The 21,604-nt window shown below is 64.6% G+C and carries 20 protein-coding genes; 15 read left to right on the forward strand and 5 right to left on the reverse strand.

Features of this window, described 5'->3' with window-relative positions; all coding sequences use genetic code 11:
* Positions 1–24: 24 nt before the first annotated feature.
* The 7 genes from fabF (at position 25) to VH499_RS00175 (ending at position 7,198) form a co-directional block, all read left to right on the forward strand.
* The gene (fabF, locus tag VH499_RS00145) at positions 25–1,281 is read left to right on the forward strand and encodes a beta-ketoacyl-ACP synthase II (RefSeq protein ID WP_332050641.1); all 1,257 of its coding nucleotides are present in this window, start codon (positions 25–27) and stop codon (positions 1,279–1,281) included.
* A 16-nt stretch (positions 1,282–1,297) separates the two neighbouring features.
* Positions 1,298–2,308, forward strand: coding sequence for an endolytic transglycosylase MltG (gene mltG / locus VH499_RS00150; RefSeq protein WP_332050642.1), 1,011 nt, complete (start codon positions 1,298–1,300; stop codon positions 2,306–2,308).
* Positions 2,309–2,311: 3 nt separating this feature from the next.
* A complete protein-coding gene (locus VH499_RS00155; RefSeq protein WP_332050643.1) occupies positions 2,312–3,019 on the forward strand; it encodes a molecular chaperone DnaJ in 708 nt (235 codons plus the stop codon).
* Between the two features lie 103 nt (positions 3,020–3,122).
* Positions 3,123–4,013: a UTP--glucose-1-phosphate uridylyltransferase GalU gene (gene galU / locus VH499_RS00160; RefSeq protein ID WP_332050644.1), complete on the forward strand. Its 891-nt coding sequence runs from the start codon at positions 3,123–3,125 to the stop codon at positions 4,011–4,013.
* Between the two features lie 3 nt (positions 4,014–4,016).
* Positions 4,017–5,333 carry a UDP-glucose/GDP-mannose dehydrogenase family protein gene (locus tag VH499_RS00165; RefSeq protein WP_332050645.1) on the forward strand — a complete coding sequence of 439 codons (1,317 nt, stop codon included), beginning with the start codon at positions 4,017–4,019 and terminating at the stop codon, positions 5,331–5,333.
* A gap of 30 nt (positions 5,334–5,363) precedes the next feature.
* Positions 5,364–6,764: a phosphoglucomutase/phosphomannomutase PgmG gene (gene pgmG / locus VH499_RS00170; protein WP_332050646.1), complete on the forward strand. Its 1,401-nt coding sequence runs from the start codon at positions 5,364–5,366 to the stop codon at positions 6,762–6,764.
* Positions 6,764–7,198, forward strand: coding sequence for a gamma-glutamylcyclotransferase family protein (locus VH499_RS00175; RefSeq protein ID WP_332050647.1), 435 nt, complete (start codon positions 6,764–6,766; stop codon positions 7,196–7,198). Before pgmG ends, VH499_RS00175 begins: the two co-directional genes overlap by 1 nt.
* Here VH499_RS00175 and VH499_RS00180 read toward each other — a convergent pair.
* The gene (locus VH499_RS00180) at positions 7,167–8,750 is read right to left on the reverse strand and encodes a serine hydrolase (RefSeq protein ID WP_332050648.1); all 1,584 of its coding nucleotides are present in this window, start codon (positions 8,748–8,750) and stop codon (positions 7,167–7,169) included. The genes VH499_RS00175 and VH499_RS00180 overlap by 32 nt on opposite strands.
* Here VH499_RS00180 and VH499_RS00185 point away from each other — a divergent pair.
* The 4 genes from VH499_RS00185 to VH499_RS00200 are packed head-to-tail and all read left to right on the forward strand — an operon-like array spanning position 8,704 to position 12,477.
* The gene (locus VH499_RS00185) at positions 8,704–9,459 is read left to right on the forward strand and encodes a hypothetical protein (RefSeq protein WP_332050649.1); all 756 of its coding nucleotides are present in this window, start codon (positions 8,704–8,706) and stop codon (positions 9,457–9,459) included. The genes VH499_RS00180 and VH499_RS00185 overlap by 47 nt on opposite strands.
* A 33-nt stretch (positions 9,460–9,492) precedes the next feature.
* On the forward strand, positions 9,493–9,945 hold the full coding sequence (gene clpS, locus VH499_RS00190; protein WP_414709723.1) for an ATP-dependent Clp protease adapter ClpS: 453 nt from the start codon (positions 9,493–9,495) through the stop codon (positions 9,943–9,945).
* 31 nt (positions 9,946–9,976) lie between these two features.
* On the forward strand, positions 9,977–12,298 hold the full coding sequence (clpA, locus tag VH499_RS00195) for an ATP-dependent Clp protease ATP-binding subunit ClpA (protein WP_332050650.1): 2,322 nt from the start codon (positions 9,977–9,979) through the stop codon (positions 12,296–12,298).
* A gap of 5 nt (positions 12,299–12,303) precedes the next feature.
* The gene (locus VH499_RS00200) at positions 12,304–12,477 is read left to right on the forward strand and encodes a hypothetical protein (RefSeq protein ID WP_332050651.1); all 174 of its coding nucleotides are present in this window, start codon (positions 12,304–12,306) and stop codon (positions 12,475–12,477) included.
* Between the two features lie 43 nt (positions 12,478–12,520).
* On the opposite strand, the gene VH499_RS00205 is transcribed toward VH499_RS00200, so the two are convergent.
* Positions 12,521–13,705 (reverse strand): GNAT family N-acetyltransferase, encoded by a 1,185-nt coding sequence (locus tag VH499_RS00205; protein ID WP_332050652.1) that lies wholly within the window; start codon positions 13,703–13,705, stop codon positions 12,521–12,523.
* 397 nt (positions 13,706–14,102) lie between these two features.
* On the reverse strand, positions 14,103–17,798 hold the full coding sequence (locus tag VH499_RS00210; protein WP_332050653.1) for a vitamin B12-dependent ribonucleotide reductase: 3,696 nt from the start codon (positions 17,796–17,798) through the stop codon (positions 14,103–14,105).
* Between the two features lie 301 nt (positions 17,799–18,099).
* Here VH499_RS00210 and VH499_RS00215 point away from each other — a divergent pair, with 301 nt between their 5' ends.
* From VH499_RS00215 to VH499_RS00230, 4 genes are read left to right on the forward strand one after another with little or no spacing between them, the layout of a single operon-like run.
* Entirely contained in the window at positions 18,100–18,453 is a 354-nt protein-coding gene (locus tag VH499_RS00215; RefSeq protein ID WP_332050654.1) for an NADH:ubiquinone oxidoreductase subunit NDUFA12, read from the forward strand.
* Between the two features lie 40 nt (positions 18,454–18,493).
* Positions 18,494–18,943: an outer membrane lipid asymmetry maintenance protein MlaD gene (mlaD, locus tag VH499_RS00220; protein ID WP_332050655.1), complete on the forward strand. Its 450-nt coding sequence runs from the start codon at positions 18,494–18,496 to the stop codon at positions 18,941–18,943.
* The gene (locus tag VH499_RS00225; protein ID WP_332050656.1) at positions 18,943–19,173 is read left to right on the forward strand and encodes a hypothetical protein; all 231 of its coding nucleotides are present in this window, start codon (positions 18,943–18,945) and stop codon (positions 19,171–19,173) included. Before mlaD ends, VH499_RS00225 begins: the two co-directional genes overlap by 1 nt.
* A 2-nt stretch (positions 19,174–19,175) precedes the next feature.
* Positions 19,176–19,664, forward strand: a complete 489-nt coding sequence (locus VH499_RS00230) for a DUF2155 domain-containing protein (RefSeq protein ID WP_332050657.1) — start codon at positions 19,176–19,178, stop codon at positions 19,662–19,664.
* Here VH499_RS00230 and aat read toward each other — a convergent pair.
* Positions 19,604–20,251 carry a leucyl/phenylalanyl-tRNA--protein transferase gene (gene aat / locus VH499_RS00235; protein WP_332050658.1) on the reverse strand — a complete coding sequence of 216 codons (648 nt, stop codon included), beginning with the start codon at positions 20,249–20,251 and terminating at the stop codon, positions 19,604–19,606. The genes VH499_RS00230 and aat overlap by 61 nt on opposite strands.
* A gap of 7 nt (positions 20,252–20,258) precedes the next feature.
* Complete coding sequence (accC, locus tag VH499_RS00240) at positions 20,259–21,602, reverse strand: acetyl-CoA carboxylase biotin carboxylase subunit (RefSeq protein ID WP_332050659.1); 1,344 nt, start codon at positions 21,600–21,602, stop codon at positions 20,259–20,261.
* Between the last annotated feature and the right edge of the window lie 2 nt (positions 21,603–21,604).

Raw genomic sequence — 21,604 nt, forward strand, 5'->3', positions numbered from 1 at the left:
TTCCTGCGGGAAGGAAGGCGAATGATGAGGCGAGTCGTCGTAACCGGCATGGGTATGGTGACGCCGTTGGGCGACGGCGTCGAGACCAACTGGCGGCGCCTGCTGGCAGCCGAGTCCGGTATTCGCGCGATCCAGGCGTTCGACACGTCCGATCTCGCGACCAAGATCGCGGGCGAGGTTCCCGTCGGCGACAAGGCGAACGGCCATTTCAACGCCGACCTCTACATGTCGCCCAAGGATCAACGCAAGGTCGATAAATTCATCGTCTTCGCCATGGCCGCTGCCAAGCAGGCGGTCGAGGATTCGGGCTGGAAACCGCAGGACGACGAAGGCCGTAACCGCACCGGCGTCATGATCGGTGGCGGCATCGGCGGCTTGCAAACGATCTACGAAACGTCGATCGTTCTCAAGGAGCGCGGGCCGCGACGCGTCAGTCCCTTCTTCATTCCCTCGGCGCTGATCAACCTCGCCTCCGGCCAGGTCTCGATCGAGTTCGGCTTCCGCGGTCCGAACCATTCGGTCGTGACCGCCTGCGCCACCGGCGCCCATGCGATCGGCGATGCCGCGCGGTTGATCCAGTGGGAAGATGCCGACGTGATGGTGGCGGGCGGCGCGGAGGCGGCAATCTGCCGACTGGGCATCGCCGGCTTCAACGCCTGCAAGGCACTTTCGACCGATTTCAACGACACGCCCGCTGCGGCATCACGGCCCTGGGACAAGCGGCGCGATGGCTTCGTGATGGGTGAGGGCGCAGGTTGCGTCATCCTCGAGGAGTACGAGCACGCGCGCAAGCGCGGTGCCAGGATCTATGGCGAGATCCTGGGCTACGGGCTGTCGGGCGATGCCTATCACATCACTGCGCCGTCGGAGGACGGCGACGGCGCACAACGCGCCATGAAGGCGGCGCTGAAGCGTGCCCGGCTCAACACGGATCAGGTCGACTACGTGAATGCGCACGGCACGTCGACCATGGCCGATGTGATCGAGCTTGGCGCGGTGAAAAAGACGTTCGGCGCCGACGCCTACAAGATTTCGATGTCGTCGACCAAATCGGCGACCGGACACCTGCTCGGGGCCGCTGGCGCGATCGAGGCGATCTACGCCCTCAAGTCGGTTATCGATCAGGTCGTGCCGCCGACGCTCAATCTCGACGAGCCCGACGAGGGCTGTGACATCGACCTGGTGCCCAAGCAGGCGAAGCAGCGCAGCGTGCGCTATGCGCTCAGCAATTCGTTCGGTTTCGGCGGCACCAACGCTTGCCTGATCGTCGGTGCCGTCTGATCGTCGGGGCTGAGTCATGCTCAGCTTTTTCCGTTGGGTTCTGTTCTTCATCGCCCTGTTCCTGACCGTGGTGGGGGGCGCGCTCTTTTTCGGCCACGAGATCCTGGTTGCCCAAGGGCCTTTGGAGGCGACCAAGCGGATCGTCATTCCGCGAGGCGCCGGACCGGCGACAATGGCGAAGGTCCTGCATCAGGAGGGCGCAATCGCCCACCCGCTGCTGTTTCGTGTGGCTTTGATGATCGATCCCGAACCCAAGCCCATCAAGGCCGGCGAGTACGAGGTGCCTGCCCATATGTCGATGCAAGGGCTCGTCGAGCTGCTGCAATCGGGCAAGCTCGTGCAGCGCCGCCTGACGGTGCCCGAAGGCATGACGACCGCCGAGATCGTCGACCTTGTGCGCCGGACGGATGCGCTGTCGGGAGACATCACCGTGGATGTGAAGGAAGGAGACCTCCTCCCCGAAACGTACTTCTATTCGCGCGATGATACCCGCGACGGTCTCCTCCTGCGCATGAAGGAGGCGATGGACAAGACCCTGGACGAGGCCTGGCGCAAGCGCACGCCCGGCTTGCCGCTCGCCAATCGCCGCCAGGCCCTCATTCTTGCTTCGATGGTCGAGAAGGAAACCGCCATTCCGGCCGAGCGGAGCCGCATAGCGGCAGTCTTCCTCAATCGACTGCGGCTCAAGATGAAGCTCGAAAGCGATCCCACCACGATCTACGGCCTTACCGGGGGCAAGGCATCGTTCAACCGCGAGCTCACGAAGGCGGACTTGCAGTCGACCTCGCCCTACAACACCTATGCGATCGCGGGACTTCCTCCCGGCCCGATCTGCAATCCGGGGAGGGCCTCGATCCTCGCGGCGACCAATCCGGCGCATGACCGGTCGCTTTATTTCGTCGCCGACGGGCAGGGCGGCCATGTCTTCTCGAGAACCGTCGCCGAGCACAATCGCAACGTCGAGCGCTGGAAGCAGATCCAGCGCGAGCGGCTGGAGCAGGCTTCACCGTCGGCTGCCAAGCCGTAGGCCATGGCCGCGGTCTTCCTCGCACTTGGCGTGATGGCGGCCATGGTGTTGGGGATCGGCTGGTTCCTTCGCGCCAACCCCTCGACGCTCGCCCGGAACGTCCGGCGGACGATGTTCGTGCTGGCGGGAATCGTCAGCGCCGCAGCGCTCATCCTCGCCGTCCGGTTTCTGCCGGAAGTCCTGCCCGAACTGATGGGGCTGGTCGCCTTGCTGGGAACGGCTCTCCTCACACGGTTTCTGCGGCATCGTGCAGGGGGTGGCGGCTTCAGCTCCCCTGGACGCCATCAGCGGACCGAGGTGCGCACGGCCTTCCTGCGCGCCTGGATCGACCATGGCACCGGCGATGTCGGCGGAGCTGTGCTGGCGGGCCGATTCACAGGTCGCACGCTCGATAGCCTGACCGACGGCGAACTGCTCGATCTGCAGGCCGAGGCCGCGTCGGATGCGGATTCCGCTCGCGTACTGGAGGCATATCTCGACCGGCGTCTCGGCGCCGGCTGGCGCGGTGCGGAGCGGCCCCCGCCCAAATCCGGCAAGGCCGATATGAGCCGGCAGGAGGCGCTGGCGGTGTTGGGTCTCACCGAGGGGGCCACGGCGGAGGAAATTCGGGCAGCCCACCGACGGCTGATCCAGCGAGTTCATCCGGACGTGGGCGGCAGCGCCGACCTCGCGGCCCGCATCAACCGGGCCAAGGATATCCTGCTCGGCTAAGCACCTTGCCGGCCTGCGCCGGCTATGGCATCAACCGCCGCGCCCACTTCCGGGGCGATCCGGGCAAATCATTGATCCGGCGCGATAAATACAAATTGCTGGCGTGAGGTCGACGAGTATGGCGCAGCGCGTCCGTAAAGCCGTTCTGCCGGTTGCCGGATTGGGCACACGGTTCCTTCCCGCCACCAAGGCGATGCCGAAGGAGATGCTCACGGTCGTCGATCGGCCCTTGATCCAGTATGCGATCGATGAGTGCCTGGCTGCAGGCATCGACGAGTTCGTGTTTGTCACAGGCCGCAACAAGGGCGCGCTCGAGGATCATTTCGATCACGCCTACGAGCTCGAGATGACGCTCGAGCAACGGCGCAAGGCCTCCGAGCTCAAGCAAACCCAGGCCGCCACCATCAAGCCGGGCAACGCGGTCTTCACCCGGCAGCAAAGGCCACTCGGCCTCGGCCATGCGGTTTGGTGCGCGCGGCACTGGATCGGAAACGAACCGTTTGCCGTGTTGCTGCCCGACGAGCTGATGCTCAGCTCGCCGACATGTACCGCCCAGCTTGTCGCGGCCCATGAAAAGACCGGCGGTAACGTGGTGGCGGTGATGGATGTTCCTCGTGACCAGACCAAGAGCTACGGCATCGTGGCCGTCAGCAATGAAAAGGACGGACTGGCCGAGATGACGGCCATCGTCGAGAAGCCCACGCCCGAGGAGGCGCCGTCGACGCTCGCCTGGATCGGCCGCAGCGTCGTGTTGCCGGAGGTCTTCGACCATCTCGACAAGCATGAAGCCGGGGCGGGCGGCGAAATCCAGCTCACCGACGCCATGGCGAAGATGATCGGCGGCAAGCCTTTCCATGCCATGCGCTATACCGGTGGGCGTTTCGATTGCGGCAATCGCCTCGGCTTCCTCGAGGCCAATGTCGCGGTGGCGTTGCAGCGATCCGACACGTCGGTCGAGACACGGGCGCTCCTCGAGCGTTTGCTGAAGGGCTGAGCGATGCGCATAGCGATGATCGGTTCGGGCTATGTCGGCCTCGTGTCCGGCGCCTGCTTCGCCCAGTTCGGGCATGACGTCGTCTGCATCGACAAGGAAACCGACAAGATCGAGCGGTTGCGCCGCGGTCAGATTCCAATCTATGAGCCCGGCCTCGACCGGCTGGTCGCCGACAACATGCGCGCCGGCCGTCTCGAATTCGGCACCAACCTGGCCGATGCTGTGGCCCGGGCCGACGCAGTCTTCATCGCCGTTGGCACGCCGACCCGTCGCGGCGACGGGCACGCCGATCTGAGCTACGTCTACGCCGCGGCCGCAGAGATCGCCAAGGCGATCACGCGCTATACCGTGATCGTGACGAAGTCGACCGTGCCGGTGGGAACCGGCCGCGAGGTGGCGCGCATCATCCGCGAAGCGCAGCCGGCGGCCGAATTCGATGTCGCGTCCAATCCCGAGTTCCTGCGGGAGGGTGCGGCGATCGAGGATTTCATGAAACCGGATCGCGTCGTGATCGGCGTCGAGAGCCAACGCGCCCGCGAGGTCATGGCGGCCATCTACCGTCCCCTCAATTTGATCCAGACGCCGATGGTCTTCACCAACATCGAGACTGCGGAAGTCACGAAATACGCCGGCAACGCTTTCCTTGCCACCAAGATCACCTTCATCAACGAGATCGCCGACCTGTGCGAGAAGGTGGGCGCCGACGTGCACGACGTGGCGCGCGGCATCGGACTGGACGGGCGGATCGGCCGCAAGTTCCTGCATCCCGGCCCGGGCTTCGGCGGCTCCTGTTTTCCCAAGGACACGCTGGCGCTCGCCTACACCGCGCGTGAAGTCGATGCTCGCCAGACGATCGTCGAGCAGGTGATCGAAGTGAACAACACGCGCAAGAAAAAGATGGCGCACAAGGTCATCGACTTCTGCGGCGGCTCGGTCGCCGGCCTCACGATCGGTGTACTGGGCCTTACGTTCAAGCCCGACACCGACGACATGCGCGATGCACCTTCGCTCGATATCGTTCCGGCGCTCCAGGCGGCCGGCGCAAAGATCGTGGCGTTCGACCCCGAAGGCATGACCGAGGCAGGACGGCTGTTGTCCGGCGTGACCTTCGTCAAGACCGCTTACCAGGCCGTGGCCCAGGCCGACGTCGCGGTTGTGATCACGGAGTGGCACGAGTTCCGCGGGCTCGATCCGCGGCGTATTAAGGAGGCGATGCGCCAGCCCCGCATCGTCGATCTGCGCAATATCTTCAATCCCGACGAGATGCGCAGCCTCGGCTTCACCTACGAAGGGGTCGGCCGGCCGCGGCCACGTACCTAGACCCTACGCCTTGTTAGCGGAGCGTTTCCCATGAGCCAGACGGCCCATAAGTTCGATTCGACGATCCTGCGCGAGTACGACATTCGAGGGATCGTCGGCGGTACGCTGCACGCCGCCGACGCGCGCGCCATCGGGCGTACGTTTGGGTCCATGGTCCGGCGCAAGGGCGGCAAGCGTGTCGCACTGGGTTATGACGGTCGGCTGAGCTCGCCGGATCTCGCTGCCGCCTGCATCGAGGGGCTGGCCTCGTCCGGCGTACACGTGGTCAATATCGGGCTAGCCGCCACGCCGATGCTCTATTTCGCAGTCTGGCATCTCGACGCCGACGGCGGCATCCAGATCACGGGCTCGCACAATCCACCGGACTACAACGGCTTCAAGATGATGATGGGCAAGAAGTCGTTCTACGGGGCCGACATCCAGAAGCTGGGTGAGATGGCGGCGAAGGGCGACGTCGAGACGGGCAACGGCACGGTCGAGCAAAAAGGCGTCCTGGCCGACTACGCAGCGAGGCTGCTCAAGGACGTGAAGCCCGGCCGCAAGCTCAAAGTCGCCTGGGATACCGGCAACGGTGCCGTCGGTGTGTCGATCCGGGCCGTCGTCGACAAGCTGCCGGGCGAGCACTACGTGCTGAACGAGAGAGTGGACGGCACTTTCCCGGCCCACCATCCCGATCCGACCGTGCCCAAGAACCTCGAGCAACTCGTGGCCGAGGTGCGCCGCCGCGGCTGCGATCTCGGCATCGCCTTCGACGGCGACGGCGACCGCATCGGTGCCATCGATGGCAAGGGCCGCATCCTGTGGGGTGATCAGCTCATGATCCTGTGGTCGCGCGACGTGCTGAAGCGCCGGCCGGGCGCCACCATCATCGCCGACGTGAAGGCGAGTCAGGCCTTGTTCGACGAGATCCTGCGCGCCGGCGGCACGCCGCTGATGTGGAAGACCGGCCATTCGCTGATCAAGACCAAGATGGCCGAGCTCAAGGCACCGCTCGCCGGCGAGATGAGCGGGCATGTCTTCTTTGCCGACACCTTCTACGGCTTCGACGACGCGCTCTATTGCGGCCTTCGCTTGCTGAACATCGTCGCGAGCGAGCGGGACAGTCTGGCCGACATGCGCGACAAGCTTCCGCAGCTCGTCAATACGCCGGAATTGCGGTTCGATTGCGCCGAGGACCGCAAGTTCAAGATCGTCGACGACGTCAAGGCGCGGCTGAAGCAGGCGGGCGCCAAGGTGAACGACATCGACGGCGTGCGGGTGAACACGCCGGACGGCTGGTGGCTCCTGCGTGCTTCCAATACCCAGGCCGTCCTCGTCGCGCGTTGCGAGAGCGCCAACGAGGCGGGCCTCGAGCGATTGAAGGGCGATCTCAAGGCGGCATTGGCGGCGAGCGGCGTCAGCCTGCCGGAAGAGGCGGCGGCCGGGCACTGATGCGATTCTTCTTCTACGGCACGCTGCTCGACCGCGACGTGATGGCCCTGGTGCTCGGCCGGCGCCTGCCGCCGCAGGCGTTTGTTCCCGCAAGCCTGCCGGGACATGCGCGGCGACGAGCCAAGGGTGCGAGCTACCCGATTGTCATACCCGATCCGCGTAGGGAGGCCGAGGGTGCGGTCGTCGAGGGGCTGAGCCGTCGCGACGTCGATCGGCTCATCGCCTATGAAGGTCCCGGTTACCGGATCGCGCCGCTCAGGGTGAGGGCGAAGGGCACCCTTATCGAGGTCGCCGTCTTCGAGCCCTTACAGGCGCGCCTGCAGCCCGCCGACGAGACCTGGCAGCTGGCGCTCTGGCAGCGCCATCACAAGCGGACATTCGTGACCCGTTTGCGCCGGGCTTTCAGCGTGCGTCCGGCGTATTCCAGGCCGTGACCTCGAGCGCCGCGCAATAGATCTTGCGCTGCTCCAGACGCTTGCAGCCGTCGATGGCTTCGGCCTGCGAGAGGTTGGTCAAGCGGGCACGATGAAATGTCTTTTGCGCCATCTGCACTTCATCGACGCTGATCGCGGCATGTGTGCGCGTCAAATCGGAAAGGATGGACGTCGCCCGCTCCAGCGCGAGCTGCGCGGAGCGCTGATCGGAAAACGAGCCGACCTGGATCACCCAGCTTCCAACCGCAGGCGCCGGCGCTTCGGTCGGCACCGTCGCCGCCGTGCTGGCAACCCGGATGGAACCGGTCGACCGCAGTGCGTTCGCCGTCGGCGCCGGTTCTGCACGGACGACCTGGCCAACGCGGACCGCATCCGGGATCGCCGTTCCGGGGACGAAGTTGGCGGCGGCGTAGCGCGCCGAAGGCGGCACCCGCGGTGTAGTCCAGGGCGAAAGGTTCATCTGCTGGGCGGTGGCGAAACCGCGGTCCATCAACTCCGCCATCAGCCGATCGCGCTGGCCCGGGCTGTCGCCGCCCATCACCACGCCGATCAGCCGCCGATTGTCCCGAACGGCCGACATCACAAGATTGAAACCGGACGCCGCCGTGTAGCCCGTCTTCAAGCCATCGGCGCCCGGATAGTTGCCGAGCATGTGATTGTGATTCTCGAGCGGGTGACCGTGGTAGAGATAGCTCTGCACCGAAAACACGGGATAATAGTGTGGGAAGTCACGCAGCAATGCGTGGGCAAGTTTTGCCATGTCGCGGGCGGTCGTCACTTGCTCCCGGTTGGGCAGGCCGGACGCATTGCGATAGACGGTCGATGTCAGACCAAGCTGGCGGGCCTTCTGCGTCATGAGACGTGCGAACTGCTCCTCGGTTCCGCCGAGCGCCTCGGCAAGCAGGACCGCGGCATCGTTGGCCGACCGCGTCACCAGTCCCATGATCGCGTCGCGCACGATGACAGTTCCACCCGGAGTCATCCCCATCTTGGTCGGCGGGGCATTGGCCGCATTGCTCGATACGGAGAGCGCATCGCCCAATGACAGCCGGCCCGAGTCGAGTGCCGAGAAGGTGAGATAAAGCGTCATCAACTTCGTGAGCGACGCGGGGTGACGCAGACTGTCGGGCTGGTCGGAGTCGAGTTCACGCCCGCTGTTCGCGTCAACGATGAGATAGGAATCCTTCGCCGTGACCGCCGGATTGGGGATCCAGGAAGAAACGTGCCGATGGGCTCTCGACAGGCCATGCGTGCGTTTTGGCGGTGCGGCGCGAGATTGGGTCGACGGCCCTTGGGCGTCGGCATCGACTGCAAAGAGCAGCGCGGAGACGAAAATGTATGCGGCAAGCCAGGCAAAGCTCACCGCATAGCGCCTGAGGGAGGGGGTCATCTCAAAAACGCCATACAAATTGCAACGATTTCTTGTGCCCCACCAAAGGCTTAGGGCAATTTCCTGAAGATTACTAAAGTTCCTGCCCTTATGCAACTTTTCAACAGTCGCGCTGTTGCCGCAGTTGGTCCGGAAACTGCATGGCAAACGGAGAGGCATCATGAGGATAATATCCGCTCTGGCCTTGACCTCCATGCTGCTGCTGGCAACGGCAGCGTCGGCGCAACGGGCCGATCGCAATGTGGATATGCCCGTTGTCCGCAGTTTCCACTGGTTCAGCTATGTCGGCGGCGACGATATCCGTGCCGCCTGCCATCCGGGCGGGCGTAGTCGCCTTCGGCTGGTCTATAATGGGCTGTGGGAAGAGCAGGTGCGGACGTACGAGATTTTCCTGCAACCGGATGGAACCGCGGGCATGGAGATCGGCGTTCTCGCCGACCAAGGCAATGTGAGCAACATACTGGCCGAAAGCGGCACCGACGTCCTCAATCCGTGGCGCATGAAGCATGGTCAGCGCCTGCTGGATGCCGAGGAAACGCGTCATTTGATGGATCTGCTGCAGGCCAGTGCGGCCTTCGGCCCGCCGCCCGACGGATTGCGCCTGCCCGACAACGACTTCTGGTGGACGGTAGCCTCCTGTCGCAACGGCGTCTGGGGCTTCCAGGCCTACCACTATCCGACCGATGGTTTCGCAAAAGTGAAGTTCGCGGAGCAACTTTTCGCTTGGGACAACGTGAAAGTTCCTGTGAACCGTCCTCGCAAGCTCGAGCCGGCGCAGTTCCGCCGGGGTATGGACAGCGAATCCGCGCGGCGCGGACGCGGCGATCGCTGGATGCTGGTGGTGGGCAAGGATGGATTGCGGCCGAGGTAGCGGAATCGCTTGGTGTGCCTATATAATTCGCAGGTGCCTTCGACAGGGGATCAGTTCGCGATAATGCTTTGCTCCGGTTCAACGAAAGACGGGCGCCTCGATGGCAGCCGGCTGGGCGGACCCAAGGAACCGCCAGGCGGCGTGCCGCCGCGGCCGCCGTCACGCCGGGACGATGGCGAGGGCGACAGCGAGGGCCGGGCCGGTGCTCTGACGCTCACGCGCACCCGTACCAAGAAGCCTTCGATGTACAAGGTGCTGATGCTGAACGACGACTACACACCGATGGAGTTCGTCGTCGACGTGCTGCAGCACATCTTCCAGAAGAACCGCGAGGAAGCGACCCAGATCATGCTCCACGTGCACCAGAAAGGCGTGGGCGTCTGCGGCGTCTACACTTACGAAGTCGCCGAGACGAAGGTGACGCAGACGGTCGACTACGCGCGCAAGAACCAACATCCGCTGCAGTGCACGCTGGAGAAAGAGTAAGCAACGATCCGTTTTTTGGTCGAGGTGTTCGATGTCCATGTTGTCCAAGAACCTCGAGAAGTCCCTTCATCGCGCTTTTGCGCTGGCCGGCGAGCGGCGGCACGAATACGCGACGCTGGAGCATCTGCTCCTCGCCATGACCGAGGACGACGATGCGACGCCGGTGCTCAGGGCATGCGGGATCGACATCGATCGCCTGCGCCACGACCTCGAGGCGTTCATCGATAATCGGTTGAAGGGCATCGTGACCCAGACGCCGAGCGAGCCGCTGCCCACCGCTGGCTTCCAGCGGGTCGTGCAGCGCGCGGCGGTGCATGTCCAGTCGTCGGGCCGCAAGGAAGTGACGGGCGCCAACGTCCTCGTGGCGCTGTTCTCCGAGCGCGACAGCCACGCCGTGTCGTTTCTCGAGAACCAGGGCATGTCCCGGCTCGATGCGGTCGACTACATCAGCCACGGCAAGGCCAAGGTGCCGGGTCGGGCCCGCACCCGTCGCGTGACCGGCTCGGAGGAAGAGGCTGGCGACGCGTCGGTCAAGCAGGGCAATGAGGCGCTTGCCGCCTACTGCGTGGATCTGAACCAGAAGGCGCGCGAGGGCCGCGTCGATCCGCTGATCGGCCGCGAATACGAAGTCGAACGCACAATTCAGGTCCTGTGCCGCCGGACTAAGAACAACCCGCTGTATGTCGGCGAGCCGGGAGTGGGCAAGACGGCGATCGCGGAGGGACTGGCGCGCAAGATCGTCGAAGGCGACGTGCCGGACGTTCTGAAGGAGTCGGTGATCTACGCGCTCGACATGGGCGCGCTGCTGGCCGGCACGCGCTATCGCGGCGACTTCGAGGAGCGGCTGAAGGCGGTCCTGTCGGAGCTCAAGAAGAAGCCGAACTCGGTGCTGTTCATCGACGAGATCCATACCATCATCGGCGCCGGGGCCACTTCCGGCGGATCGATGGATGCGTCCAATCTCCTGAAGCCGTCGCTTCAGTCGGGCGAGCTGCGCTGCATCGGCTCGACTACCTACAAGGAATACCGGAACTACTTCGAGAAGGATCGTGCCCTCGTGCGGCGCTTCCAGAAGATCGACGTGCCGGAACCGTCGATCTCCGACGCCGTGCAGATCATGCAGGGCCTCAAGCCGGTCTACGAGAAGCACCATCACGTCACCTACACCGACGACGCGATCAAGGCGTCGGTCGAGCTGTCGGCGCGCTACATCCACGACCGCAAGCTGCCCGACAAGTCGATCGACGTGATCGACGAGGTCGGGGCGGCGCAGATGCTACGTCCGCAAGAGGCCCGCAAGGTGACGATCGACGTGCCCGACATCGAGGAGATCGTCGCCAAGATCGCGCGCATCCCGCCCAAGAGCGTGTCGAAGGACGACACCGAGATGCTGCGCAACATCGACCGCGATCTGAAGACGGTGGTGTTCGGGCAGGACAAGGCGATCGATCAGCTTTCGGCGGCGATCAAGCTCGCGCGCGCGGGCCTGCGCTCGCCGGAGAAGCCGATCGGCTCCTACCTGCTGGCCGGTCCGACCGGCGTCGGCAAGACCGAGGTGACGCGTCAGCTTGCGCGGCTCCTGGGCCTGGAGCTGATCCGCTTCGATATGTCAGAGTACATGGAGCGGCACAGCGTCTCGCGCCTGATCGGCGCTCCGCCGGGCTATGTCGGCTTCGACCAGGGCGGTCTTCTGACCGACAAGGTCAACCAGCATCCCCATTGTGTGATCCTGTTCGACGAGATCGAGAAGGCGCATCCGGACGTGTTCAACGTGCTCCTGCAGGTGATGGACTACGGCAAGCTCACCGATCACAACGGCCGGACCGTGGACTTCCGCAACGTGATCCTGTGCATGACCACCAATGCCGGTGCTGCCGACATCGCCAAGCCGGCTCTGGGCTTCGGCCGCGAGGCTCGGCACGACGAGGACGACGAGGCGATCAACCGGCTGTTCGCGCCGGAGTTCCGCAATCGTCTCGATGCGGTCATCAAGTTCGCCAACCTCGGCCCCGAGAGCATGGGCAAGGTGGTCGACAAGTTCGTGGCCGAGCTCGAGGTGCAGCTCGCCGACCGCAAGGTCTTCATCGAACTCAGCGATTCGGCGCGTCGTTGGCTCGCCGAGAAGGGCTACGATCGCCTGTTCGGCGCCCGGCCCCTCGCCCGCGTCATCCAGGAGCACCTCAAGAAGCCACTCGCGGAAGAGGTGCTGTTCGGCAAGCTCGCCAACGGCGGCGGCACGGTCCGGGTCGACGCCGAGGGCGAAGGCGCGGCGGCCAAGCTCGTCTTCACCTTCCTGCCGCCCGAGCGCGGCGCGCTGCCTCCCGCCAGCCAGGAACCGGTGCTCGCTGACTGATCTTGATGTTCCGGCCTCTCTGGCTCGCCTTCCGCGGCGCGGTTCTCGCCACCGCGGTGTTCTGGGTGGCGAAGATCATCGTCGAGAAGCTGCACTGGCAGGCGCCGCTTGACCTGACCGAGCAGCTGATCTTCTTCGTCATATTCTTTCTCGGGATGCTGATGATCGAGAAGAAGTGACACGCGCAGGCGCGTCATCCCGCGGCAGGGACCCGAGGGAGCTTTACGGCGACCTCTCGTTCTCTTTCCGAAACGGCGAATACTGCTGCAGGTTCTCGATCTCCTGCGCGACGGCCGGCCGTTCGCGCTTGAGATAGTCGTCGACGGCGCGCCGGAAGCCGGCATCGACGATCCAGTGGGCGGAGTAGGTCGGCACAGGCAGATAGCCGCGCTGGATCTTGTGGTCGCCCTGGGCGCCGGCTTCGACGTGCCGCAGGCCGTGCGTGATCGCGAAGTCGATCGCCTGATAATAGCAGGCCTCGAAATGCAGGAACGCGTGGCTCTCGAGGCAGCCCCAATAGCGGCCGTAGAGCGTGTCGTCGCCTCGGAGATTGAGGGCGCCGCCGACCGGCCGGCCCTCGGCTTCAGCCATGACCAGCACGACCTTGTCGGCCATGGTGCCGCCGAGGATGTCAAAGAAGGCGCGCGTCAGATATGGCGAACCCCATTTGCGTCCGCCGGTGTCCATGTAGAAGGCGAAGAAAGCATCCCAATGCCGGGGCTTGATGTCGGCCCCGGTAAGAGCGCGGACAGCGAGGCCCTCGCGGCGCACCGCTTCCCTCTCCTTGCGGATCGCCTTGCGCTTGCGCGAGGCAAGGGCGGCAAGGAAATCGTCGAATGTCCGATAGCCGGCGTTGTGCCAGTGATATTGCTGGCCCATGCGCTGCAGCCATCCGCGGGCACCAAAGCGCTTCCAGTCGGCTTCGCTGCAGAAGGTGGCGTGCACCGAACTGATGCCGTTGTCCTTGGCGATTTTCGCCAGCATGTCGATCATCGCGTCGCGAACGACGTCGGCCAGCGGTCCAGGACGGATGAACAGACGTGGTCCCGGCACGGGCGTGAAAGGGATGGCGATCTGGAGCTTGGGATAGTAGCGGCCGCCTGCACGTTCGAACGCCTGCGCCCACCCATGGTCGAACACATATTCGCCCTGGCTGTGGCCTTTCAGATAGAGAGGGGCCGCGCCCAGCAACGTCCCATCTGCCGATTCGGCGAGCAGGTATTGCGGCTGCCAGCCGCTGCGCCGGCCGACCGACTTCGAGTCCTCGAGCGCCTTCAGGAACCGGTGGGTCAGGAACGGACTGCCGGCGGCCCCGGGGGCGAGAGCGCACGCATCCCACTGTGTCGCATCGACCGCTGCGAGCGATTCGACGACGCGCAAGCCGAGGGTCGGTGTGTCATCGGGCATCGTCTAGCATAGCGCGAATCTTGCCGTCAGTGAGGCGTGCGCGGACTTGGCGCCGGCTACAAAAAAGTCCGGCGGACATTAGCCGCCGGACACCAATCAGTTTCGCCTTTCCAGTCCCCGCGAACGGGAACGTCGCATTGGCTTTAATGCTTGAATTTGAAGGTGGCTTCCGGTGGGGGCCACGAGGGCGCCCACACGGAAGCCGAAAGGCGTCGGTTAGAGGGGCCAAAGTTGAGCTTTGGCCTACGCCCTTTCCTTATTCTTACTGCTTCTTCTTCTTAGCAGCCTTCTTCTTAGCAGCCTTTTTCTTAGCAGCCATAACTGTCTCCTATGGTTAGCTATGAGGTCCCCAACCGCGAGGTCCTCGGGGTACGCAGGTACGCTACGTCGCGCTTGGTCAACTGCATCCCGTGGTGCCGCCGCAGGTGGTGCACTTGAGGCACGTCCCGTTGCGGACCATGGTGAAGTTGCCACACTCCGGACAGGCATCCCCTTCGAACCCCTTGAGTCTTGCCTCGACGGCCAGACCCCTGGGTGAGGAGGATGCCCCTCCGGTCGCGACGCCGACGACGGCCGCCTGGGCGATGTGCGCCGAAGCGACGGCTGGGCCGTCCGTCAGTTCGATGGGCGCGGTGCCGGCGGCGATCGCCTGGTCGGCGATAGCGACACTGCCGGCCGTCCGGCCGCTCAATACATAGAGGTTGCTGCGCATGTAGCCGACGCTGGCGATGCGGCTGACCGCGGCTGCCGCGGCCTGCGCGGCGTCCGTGCCGCCAACCGGCAACCCGTCCTCGACCTGGCCCCGGCCGACGCCGTCGGGCCGAAGGTCGGCCTGCTCGACGTGCGCGAGGTCGTTGCGCCCGAGATAGGAGATGGCGAGCTCGCGGAAGATGTAGTCGACCACCGAGGTCGACATCTTGATCGCATCGTTGCCTTCGACGAGACCGCTGGGGTCGAACCGCGTGAAGGTGTAGGCCTCGACGAACTCCTCGAGCGGCACGCCGTACTGCAGGCCGATCGAGATCGCGATGGCGAAGTTGTTCATCAGGCTGCGGAAGGCGGCACCCTCCTTGTGCATGTCGACGAAGATCTCGCCGACCCGGCCGTCCTCGTATTCGCCGGTGCGCAGATAGACCTTGTGACCGCCGACCGTGGCCTTCTGGGTATAACCCTTGCGCCGCTGCGGCAGCCGCTCGCGGCCGCGGCGCACCTCGCGCTCGACGATTCGTTCCACGATGCGCTCGGCGATGACGGGCGCGCGCGCAACGGGCGAGAGTTCGAGAAGGTCGTCGTTCGCTGCCTTGTCCTCGCCGAGCACCAGGGCGGAAAGCGGCTGCGACAACTTCGAGCCGTCGCGATAAAGCGCATTGGCCTTGAGGCCAAGCTTCCACGACATCTCGTAGGCCTTGCGGCAGTCCTCGACCGTGGCGGCGTTCGGCATGTTGATCGTCTTCGAGATCGCGCCCGATATGAACGGTTGTGCTGCAGCCATCATGCGTATGTGGCTTTCAGCAGACAAGCAGCGCTTGCCATCTCGTCCACAGGGATTTGCGCAATCGAAAACAGCGAGATGCTCGCTCTTGAGGTCCGACGCGCCTTCGATCGACAGCGTCCCGCATGCGTGGATGTTCGCCGACGCGATGTCGTTGCGGGAAAAGCCGAGTCGCGCAAGGAGATCGAGATCGGGATCGTCGAGCGCCGCATCGTCGAGTGCCAGTACCGAACGGCAGAAGTCGTCGCCCAACGTGTAGCGCGAGAAAGCAAACCGTATGTCGAAAGCGGTGGCGAGCGCCTGCTCGATCCGTGCAAGGGTCGCCGCATCGAACCCGCGCGCCGCCAGCGTCTCGGGATTGATGGCGGGCGCCGATGTCAGCGTGCCGTAACCCACCGCGTGGGCGACGATGCGCGCGATCGCGGGCTCGTCGTAGCCCAGCGTGCGCAGCGCCAGCGGCACCGTCCGGTTGATGATCTTGAAATAACCGCCGCCCGCCAGCTTCTTGAACTTCACCAAAGCGAAGTCGGGTTCGATGCCGGTCGTATCGCAATCCATCACCAGCCCGATCGTGCCGGTGGGAGCGATCACCGAGACCTGCGCGTTGCGAAAGCCGTGTTGCTCGCCAAGAGCCAGCGCGCGGTCCCAGGCATGCTGCGCGGCCACCACCAGGCCGGCGTCCGGGCAGTTCGCCACGTCCAGGGCGACCGGCGGGGTGGACAGGCCCTCGTAGCCCGCTTCGCCGCCGTAGGCCGCAGAACGATGGTTGCGGATGACACGCAGCATCGGCTCGCGGTTGGCAAGGAAACCGGGGAAGGCGCCCATCAGGCTGGCCATCTCTGCCGAAGTCGCGTAGGCGATGCCGGTCACGACGGCGGTGATCGCGCCGGCGATGGCGCGGCCTCGAGCCGAATCGTAGCCCAGGCCCGACGCCATCAGCAGCGCGCCAAGATTGGCGTATCCCAGCCCCAGCGTCCGATAACGATAGGAGAGTTCGGCGATGCGGCGCGACGGATACTGCGCCATCATCACCGAAATCTCGAGAACGACGGTCCACAGACGTGTCGCGTGCTCGAGGGCGATGACGTCGACCGTACCGTCGTCGCGCCGGAACCGAAGCAGGTTCAGGGACGCGAGATTGCACGCCGTGTCGTCGAGGAACATGTACTCCGAGCACGGATTGGAAGCGTTGATGCGGCCCGATGCCGGACAGGTGTGCCAGTCGTTGATCGTCGTGTCGAACTGCACGCCGGGATCGGCCGAGTGCCAGGCCGCTTCGGCCACGCGGTCCCAAAGCGCTGCCGCCGAGACCGTTCTGGAGACCTTGCCCGTGGTGCGCTCGGTGAGCGCCCATTCGCGATCGGCTTCCACCGCCCGCAGGAAGGCGTCGGTCACCCGCACGGAGTTGTTGGCGTTCTGTCCGGCCACCGTCGCGTAGGCTTCCGACTCCCAATCCGTGTCGAAGGCCGGGAATTCGATGTGCCGGTAGCCCTGGCGGGCGAACTGGATGGCCCGCTGGATGTAGTTCTCCGGAAGCTCGGCGGCCCGTGCGGCCACGATTTCCTGGCGCAGGTGCGGGTTGCGCCTGGGATCGAACGCGCCATCGCCTTCGACTCCGCCTTCGAGGCATGCCCGCATCACCGCGTTGAGATGCCGGTTGGCGAGGCGCGAGCCTGCGACGAGAGCGGCGACCTTCTGCTCCTCGAGCATCTTCCAGGAGACGAACTCCTCGATATCGGGATGGTCGACGTCCACGACCACCATCTTGGCGGCGCGGCGTGTCGTACCGCCCGACTTGATGGCGCCGGCCGCGCGGTCACCGATCTTGAGGAACGACATCAGCCCGGAAGATTTCCCGCCCCCCGACAATCTTTCGCCGGCCGCGCGCAGCCGCGAGAAATTGGAGCCCGTCCCCGAGCCGTACTTGAACAACCGCGCCTCGCGAACCCACAGATCCATGATGCCGCCGTCGCTTAGCAACTCATCCGATACGCTCTGGATGAAGCAGGCATGCGGTTGCGGCCGCTCGTAGGCCGAATCGGACGGGTAGGCGATGCCGTCTCGATGGTCGACGAACCAGTGTCCCTGATCGGGACCGTCGATGCCGTAGGCCCAGTGCAGGCCGGTGTTGAACCACTGCGGCGAGTTGGGCGCGCACATCTGCCTCGCCAGCATGAAAGACAGCTCGGCGTAATAGGCGCTCGCATCTTCTTCGCTGTCGAAATAACCACCCTTCCAGCCCCAGTAGGTCCAGGCACCGGCCATGCGATGGAATATCTGACGCGCCGAGCTCTCGCCGCCGAAGCGTTGTTCAGGGGGCAAGGTCGCGAGGGCAAGCTCGTCGGGTACCGAACGCCAGAGCCATTCCGGCACATCGCCCTCGGCGACGCGGACCAGATGCCTGGCGACGCCGGCGCGCCGGAAGTACTTTTGCGCCAGCACGTCGGTCGCGACTTGCGACCAGTCGGCAGGAACCTCGATGCTCTTGTGCTGAAAGACAACCGTGCCGTCGGGGTTGCGAATTTCGGAATCGGCAACACGAAACGCCACTCCTTCGAATGGCGATTTCCCTGTTCGCGTGTTCCGGCGCTCAAAGCGCATCGACGATCCCCCGTGCCAACTTCCCGTCTTCCTGTCCCGCTGCGGGACGTGCTCAATCGGTTCAATGAGCACGCAGATATGGGCACAGGACGATAGTAAATTACAAAATCTTGTGTGCGCAACTATATTTTGTAGACCAATGTGTTGATCGTACTAGATGATGCAACCACGCAACAAGGGTCCGGGACGCCGTGAAATCGCATGACGACGAACGATATGCGCCCCAAGGCCCGCATGCGTCGCGTTGCACGCCACAAGGTGCGCGCGTACAAGCGCGCGATGCATTTCGAGAGAGTGATTGATGACCTTCGGTACCTGGCTGTTCACGAAAATGCGCGGCGAACTGGTTGGAACTGACGACCAAGGCAATCGCTACTACCAGGACAAGCGCGTGCTTCCGGGCCGGCGCCGGAAACGGTGGGTCATCTACCGTGGAGAGCCCGAGGCCTCGCGGGTTCCGCCCGATTGGCACGGCTGGCTGCATCACACGACGAACGCGCCGCCGCCCGCGAACGGTCTGCCACGCAGGCCGTGGCAGAAAGAGCACGAGCGCAATCTCACTGGTACCGGTCTTGCCTATCGCCCTCCGGGCTCGTCGCTTTCGACCGCCGGCGAGAAACCCAAGCCGGCCTACGAAGCGTGGCGTCCCGGCTGAACTGTCGGCGTGACTGGAAAAGACAGCGGGGAGACCGTGCGTGGGCCGCAATATCGTCGAGACGATCGTAGGCGCTGTCGTGTTGGTGGTGGCGGGCGTATTCGTGTTCTATGCCTTCGCCAAGTCGGACCGGTCGAGCTCGGGCGGTTATGAGCTTACCGCTCGCTTTGGCCGCGTCGACGGGCTGAAGCGCGGATCCGACGTCACGCTGAGCGGGGTCAAGGTCGGCACCGTCACGACCATCGACCTCGACGCCAAGACCTATCAGGCGGTGGTGCACATGGCGCTTTCCTCGAGCCTGCGCCTTCCGGAGGACACCAACGCCAAGATCGTGAGCGAGTCGCTGCTTGGCGGTATGGTAGTGGCCCTGGAGCCAGGCGCGGACACCAAGACGCTGCAGCCCGGAGGCGAGATCGCCAATACGCAGGATGCCATCTCGCTGACAGAGTTGATCGCCAAGTTCATGTTCGGCGGAACAGGAAACAAGTGATGAACGCACGTCTTCCCAAGACGCCGCCGATGTGGCGGCAATCCGATGGCAAGCCGGTCTCCTGCCTCGAAAAGATCAAAGTCCTGAATCAGAACATCCAGGAGATCGAGAGCCTCTGCGCCGACGCGCTGGAGGACGGAGTTCTGATGGGATGCGACGCCGGGCAGATCAAGGCAGCGCTGCACGAGTTGATCGACGGATTGGCAGTACCCCACGCCGAGAAGGAATGAGCGTGCCTCGACGTGCGGCCTTTGCGTCAGTGGCTGCTGCCGTCGTTCTGACCGTCTTTGCCGCCATGACTGCTGCCCAGACGCCTCCGGCGCAAACCTCTGCTGCGCAGCCGTCATCCTCTTCGTTCGACGATGCCGCGACCCTGCGTGCGATTCCCGACGGCCCGGGCAGGCCGGTCGCCGAGCTGCAGGGGCTCGACAAGGTGACCGCGCGGACGCGGCGCTTCATCGCTCCGGTCGGCGCCTCGACGAGGTTCGGCACCCTCGCTATCACCGTGGGCGACTGTCTGGTCAATACGCCGGATGCGCCGCCCGAGGCCGCGGCCTATCTCACGATCGTGGACCACAAGCCCGGTCAGCCGGAGCGGAGACTTTTCGCCGGCTGGATGTTCGCGTCGACGCCCTCGCTCTCGGCACTCGACGACGGTGTCTATGATGTGCGTGTGCTCGCCTGCACGAGGGAGCAAGGGTCGCCGACCAAGTCGCGCTGAAAGGCGGCCTCGCGGCCGACCGCGTCGGCCAGCCGTTCGCGGAAATCGTCGCGTGGGATCTCGACAGCGCCGAAGTTGCGCAGATGCTCCGTCATGAATTGGCAGTCGAGCAGCCGGAAGCTGCCCGTGATCAAGCGCGCAACGAGATGGACGAGCGCGACCTTGGAGGCGTCGCGCTCGCGGCTGAACATGCTCTCGCCGAAGAAGGCAGCGCCGACGGAAACGCCGTACAGGCCGCCGACGAGTTGCCCGTCGCGCCAGGACTCGACGCTATGGGCGTGGCCACGTCTGTGCAGTTCGCTGTAGAGGCCGACGATCGGCTCGTTGATCCAGCTTTCGGGATGGCCCGGTCGCGGCAGGGCGCAGGCGCGGACAACCTCGACGAACGCCTGGTCCGCGGTGACCTCGAAATGACCGGAACGGACCGTGCGTGCAAGGCGGCGGGGCAAGTGGAAGCCATCGAGCGGCAGCACGGCGCGCAAGCGCGGATCGAGCCAGTAGAGTTTGGGGTCGTCGCGGCGTTCCCCCATGGGAAACACGCCGATCCGGTAGGCCTGCAGCAGGAGCTCGGGCGTGATCTCCAGCATCGCGAGGCTATTTCTTTAGGCCGACCAGCTTCTCCAGCCAGTGGATATCGTATTCGCCGTCGATGAATTCTTGCTGGCGGATGATGCGCTGGTGCAGCGGGATCGTGGTCTCGATGCCACCGATCACGAATTCCTCGAGCGAACGGCGCAGCCGCATCAGGCATTCGTTGCGCGTCGGCCCGCTGACGATGAGTTTGGCCACCATCGAATCGTAGTAGGGCGGCATCACGTAGCCCGAATAGAGTCCGGAATCGACGCGCACCCCGAGGCCGCCGGGCGGATGATAGTCGGCCACACGGCCGGGGCAGGGCACGAAACTCTCGGGATTCTCGGCATTGACGCGGCATTCAATGGCGTGGCCCTGGATGACGATGTCGCTCTGTTTGAGGCCAAGCGGCGCGCCGTCGGCGATGCGGATCTGCTCACGGACCAGATCGATACCCGTGACCGCTTCGGTGATGGGATGCTCGACCTGCAGGCGGGTGTTCATCTCGATGAAGTAGAATTCGCCGTCCTGGAACAGGAATTCCATGGTGCCGGCGCCGCGGTATCTGAGCTTGCGCACCGCCGCAGCTGCAAGCTCGCCGATGCGGCTGCGCTGTTCGGGATTGAGGGCTGGCGAGGGTGCTTCCTCAAGCACCTTCTGATGGCGACGCTGCAGCGAGCAGTCGCGTTCGCCGAGATGGACACCTTCGCCCTGACCGTCGCCCAAGACCTGTATCTCGATATGGCGCGGGTGTCCGAGATATTTCTCGACATAGACGGCATCGTTGTTGAAGGCTGCCTTGGCTTCGGCCTTGGCAAGGGCATAGGCCTCTGCCGCCGTGTCAGCGCTGTCGACGACCTTCATGCCGCGGCCGCCGCCGCCGGCCACGGCCTTGATCAGTACCGGCCAGCCGATCTTGCCGCCCTGCGCAACGATCTCCTCGAGCGATCCGACCGGTCCGGCCGATCCCGGCACCAGCGGCAGGCCGAGCTCGTGCGCCGTCTGCTTGGCCACGATCTTGTCGCCCATCATTGTGATGTGCTGCGGCGTCGGGCCGATGAAGGTGAAGCCGCTTGCTTCGACAGCCTCGGCGAAGCGCGCGTTCTCCGATAGGAAACCGTAGCCCGGATGGATGGCATCGACGTCGGTGATCGTCGCAGCCGACAGGATGGCCGGAATATTGAGGTAGCTGTCGCGCGCGGGCGGAGGGCCAATGCAGACGGACTGATCGGCCAGCCGCACATGCATGGCATCGCTGTCGGCCGTGGAATGGACCGCGACGGTCTGGATGCCCATCTCACGGCAGGCGCGGTGGATGCGGAGCGCGATCTCGCCGCGGTTGGCGATCAGGACTTTTTCGAACATTA

Source organism: Reyranella sp., assembly GCF_036558665.1.
GTDB lineage: Bacteria > Pseudomonadota > Alphaproteobacteria > Reyranellales > Reyranellaceae > Reyranella.

Excerpts from the sequence above, each read along its gene's own strand:
- fabF (WP_332050641.1), top strand. The coding sequence starts at position 25 with ATGAGGCGAGTCGTCGTAACCGGCATGGGTATGGTGACGCCGTTGGGC.
- VH499_RS00210 (WP_332050653.1), bottom strand. The coding sequence starts at position 17,798 with ATGCGCTTTGAGCGCCGGAACACGCGAACAGGGAAATCGCCATTCGAA.
- pgmG (WP_332050646.1), top strand. The coding sequence starts at position 5,364 with ATGAGCCAGACGGCCCATAAGTTCGATTCGACGATCCTGCGCGAGTAC.
- mltG (WP_332050642.1), top strand. The coding sequence starts at position 1,298 with ATGCTCAGCTTTTTCCGTTGGGTTCTGTTCTTCATCGCCCTGTTCCTG.
- VH499_RS00180 (WP_332050648.1), bottom strand. The coding sequence starts at position 8,750 with ATGATGCCTCTCCGTTTGCCATGCAGTTTCCGGACCAACTGCGGCAAC.
- VH499_RS00165 (WP_332050645.1), top strand. The coding sequence starts at position 4,017 with ATGCGCATAGCGATGATCGGTTCGGGCTATGTCGGCCTCGTGTCCGGC.
- VH499_RS00215 (WP_332050654.1), top strand. The coding sequence starts at position 18,100 with ATGACCTTCGGTACCTGGCTGTTCACGAAAATGCGCGGCGAACTGGTT.
- VH499_RS00205 (WP_332050652.1), bottom strand. The coding sequence starts at position 13,705 with ATGCCCGATGACACACCGACCCTCGGCTTGCGCGTCGTCGAATCGCTC.
- accC (WP_332050659.1), bottom strand. The coding sequence starts at position 21,602 with ATGTTCGAAAAAGTCCTGATCGCCAACCGCGGCGAGATCGCGCTCCGC.
- VH499_RS00225 (WP_332050656.1), top strand. The coding sequence starts at position 18,943 with ATGAACGCACGTCTTCCCAAGACGCCGCCGATGTGGCGGCAATCCGAT.
- clpA (WP_332050650.1), top strand. The coding sequence starts at position 9,977 with ATGTCCATGTTGTCCAAGAACCTCGAGAAGTCCCTTCATCGCGCTTTT.
- aat (WP_332050658.1), bottom strand. The coding sequence starts at position 20,251 with ATGCTGGAGATCACGCCCGAGCTCCTGCTGCAGGCCTACCGGATCGGC.
- VH499_RS00175 (WP_332050647.1), top strand. The coding sequence starts at position 6,764 with ATGCGATTCTTCTTCTACGGCACGCTGCTCGACCGCGACGTGATGGCC.
- VH499_RS00200 (WP_332050651.1), top strand. The coding sequence starts at position 12,304 with ATGTTCCGGCCTCTCTGGCTCGCCTTCCGCGGCGCGGTTCTCGCCACC.
- VH499_RS00155 (WP_332050643.1), top strand. The coding sequence starts at position 2,312 with ATGGCCGCGGTCTTCCTCGCACTTGGCGTGATGGCGGCCATGGTGTTG.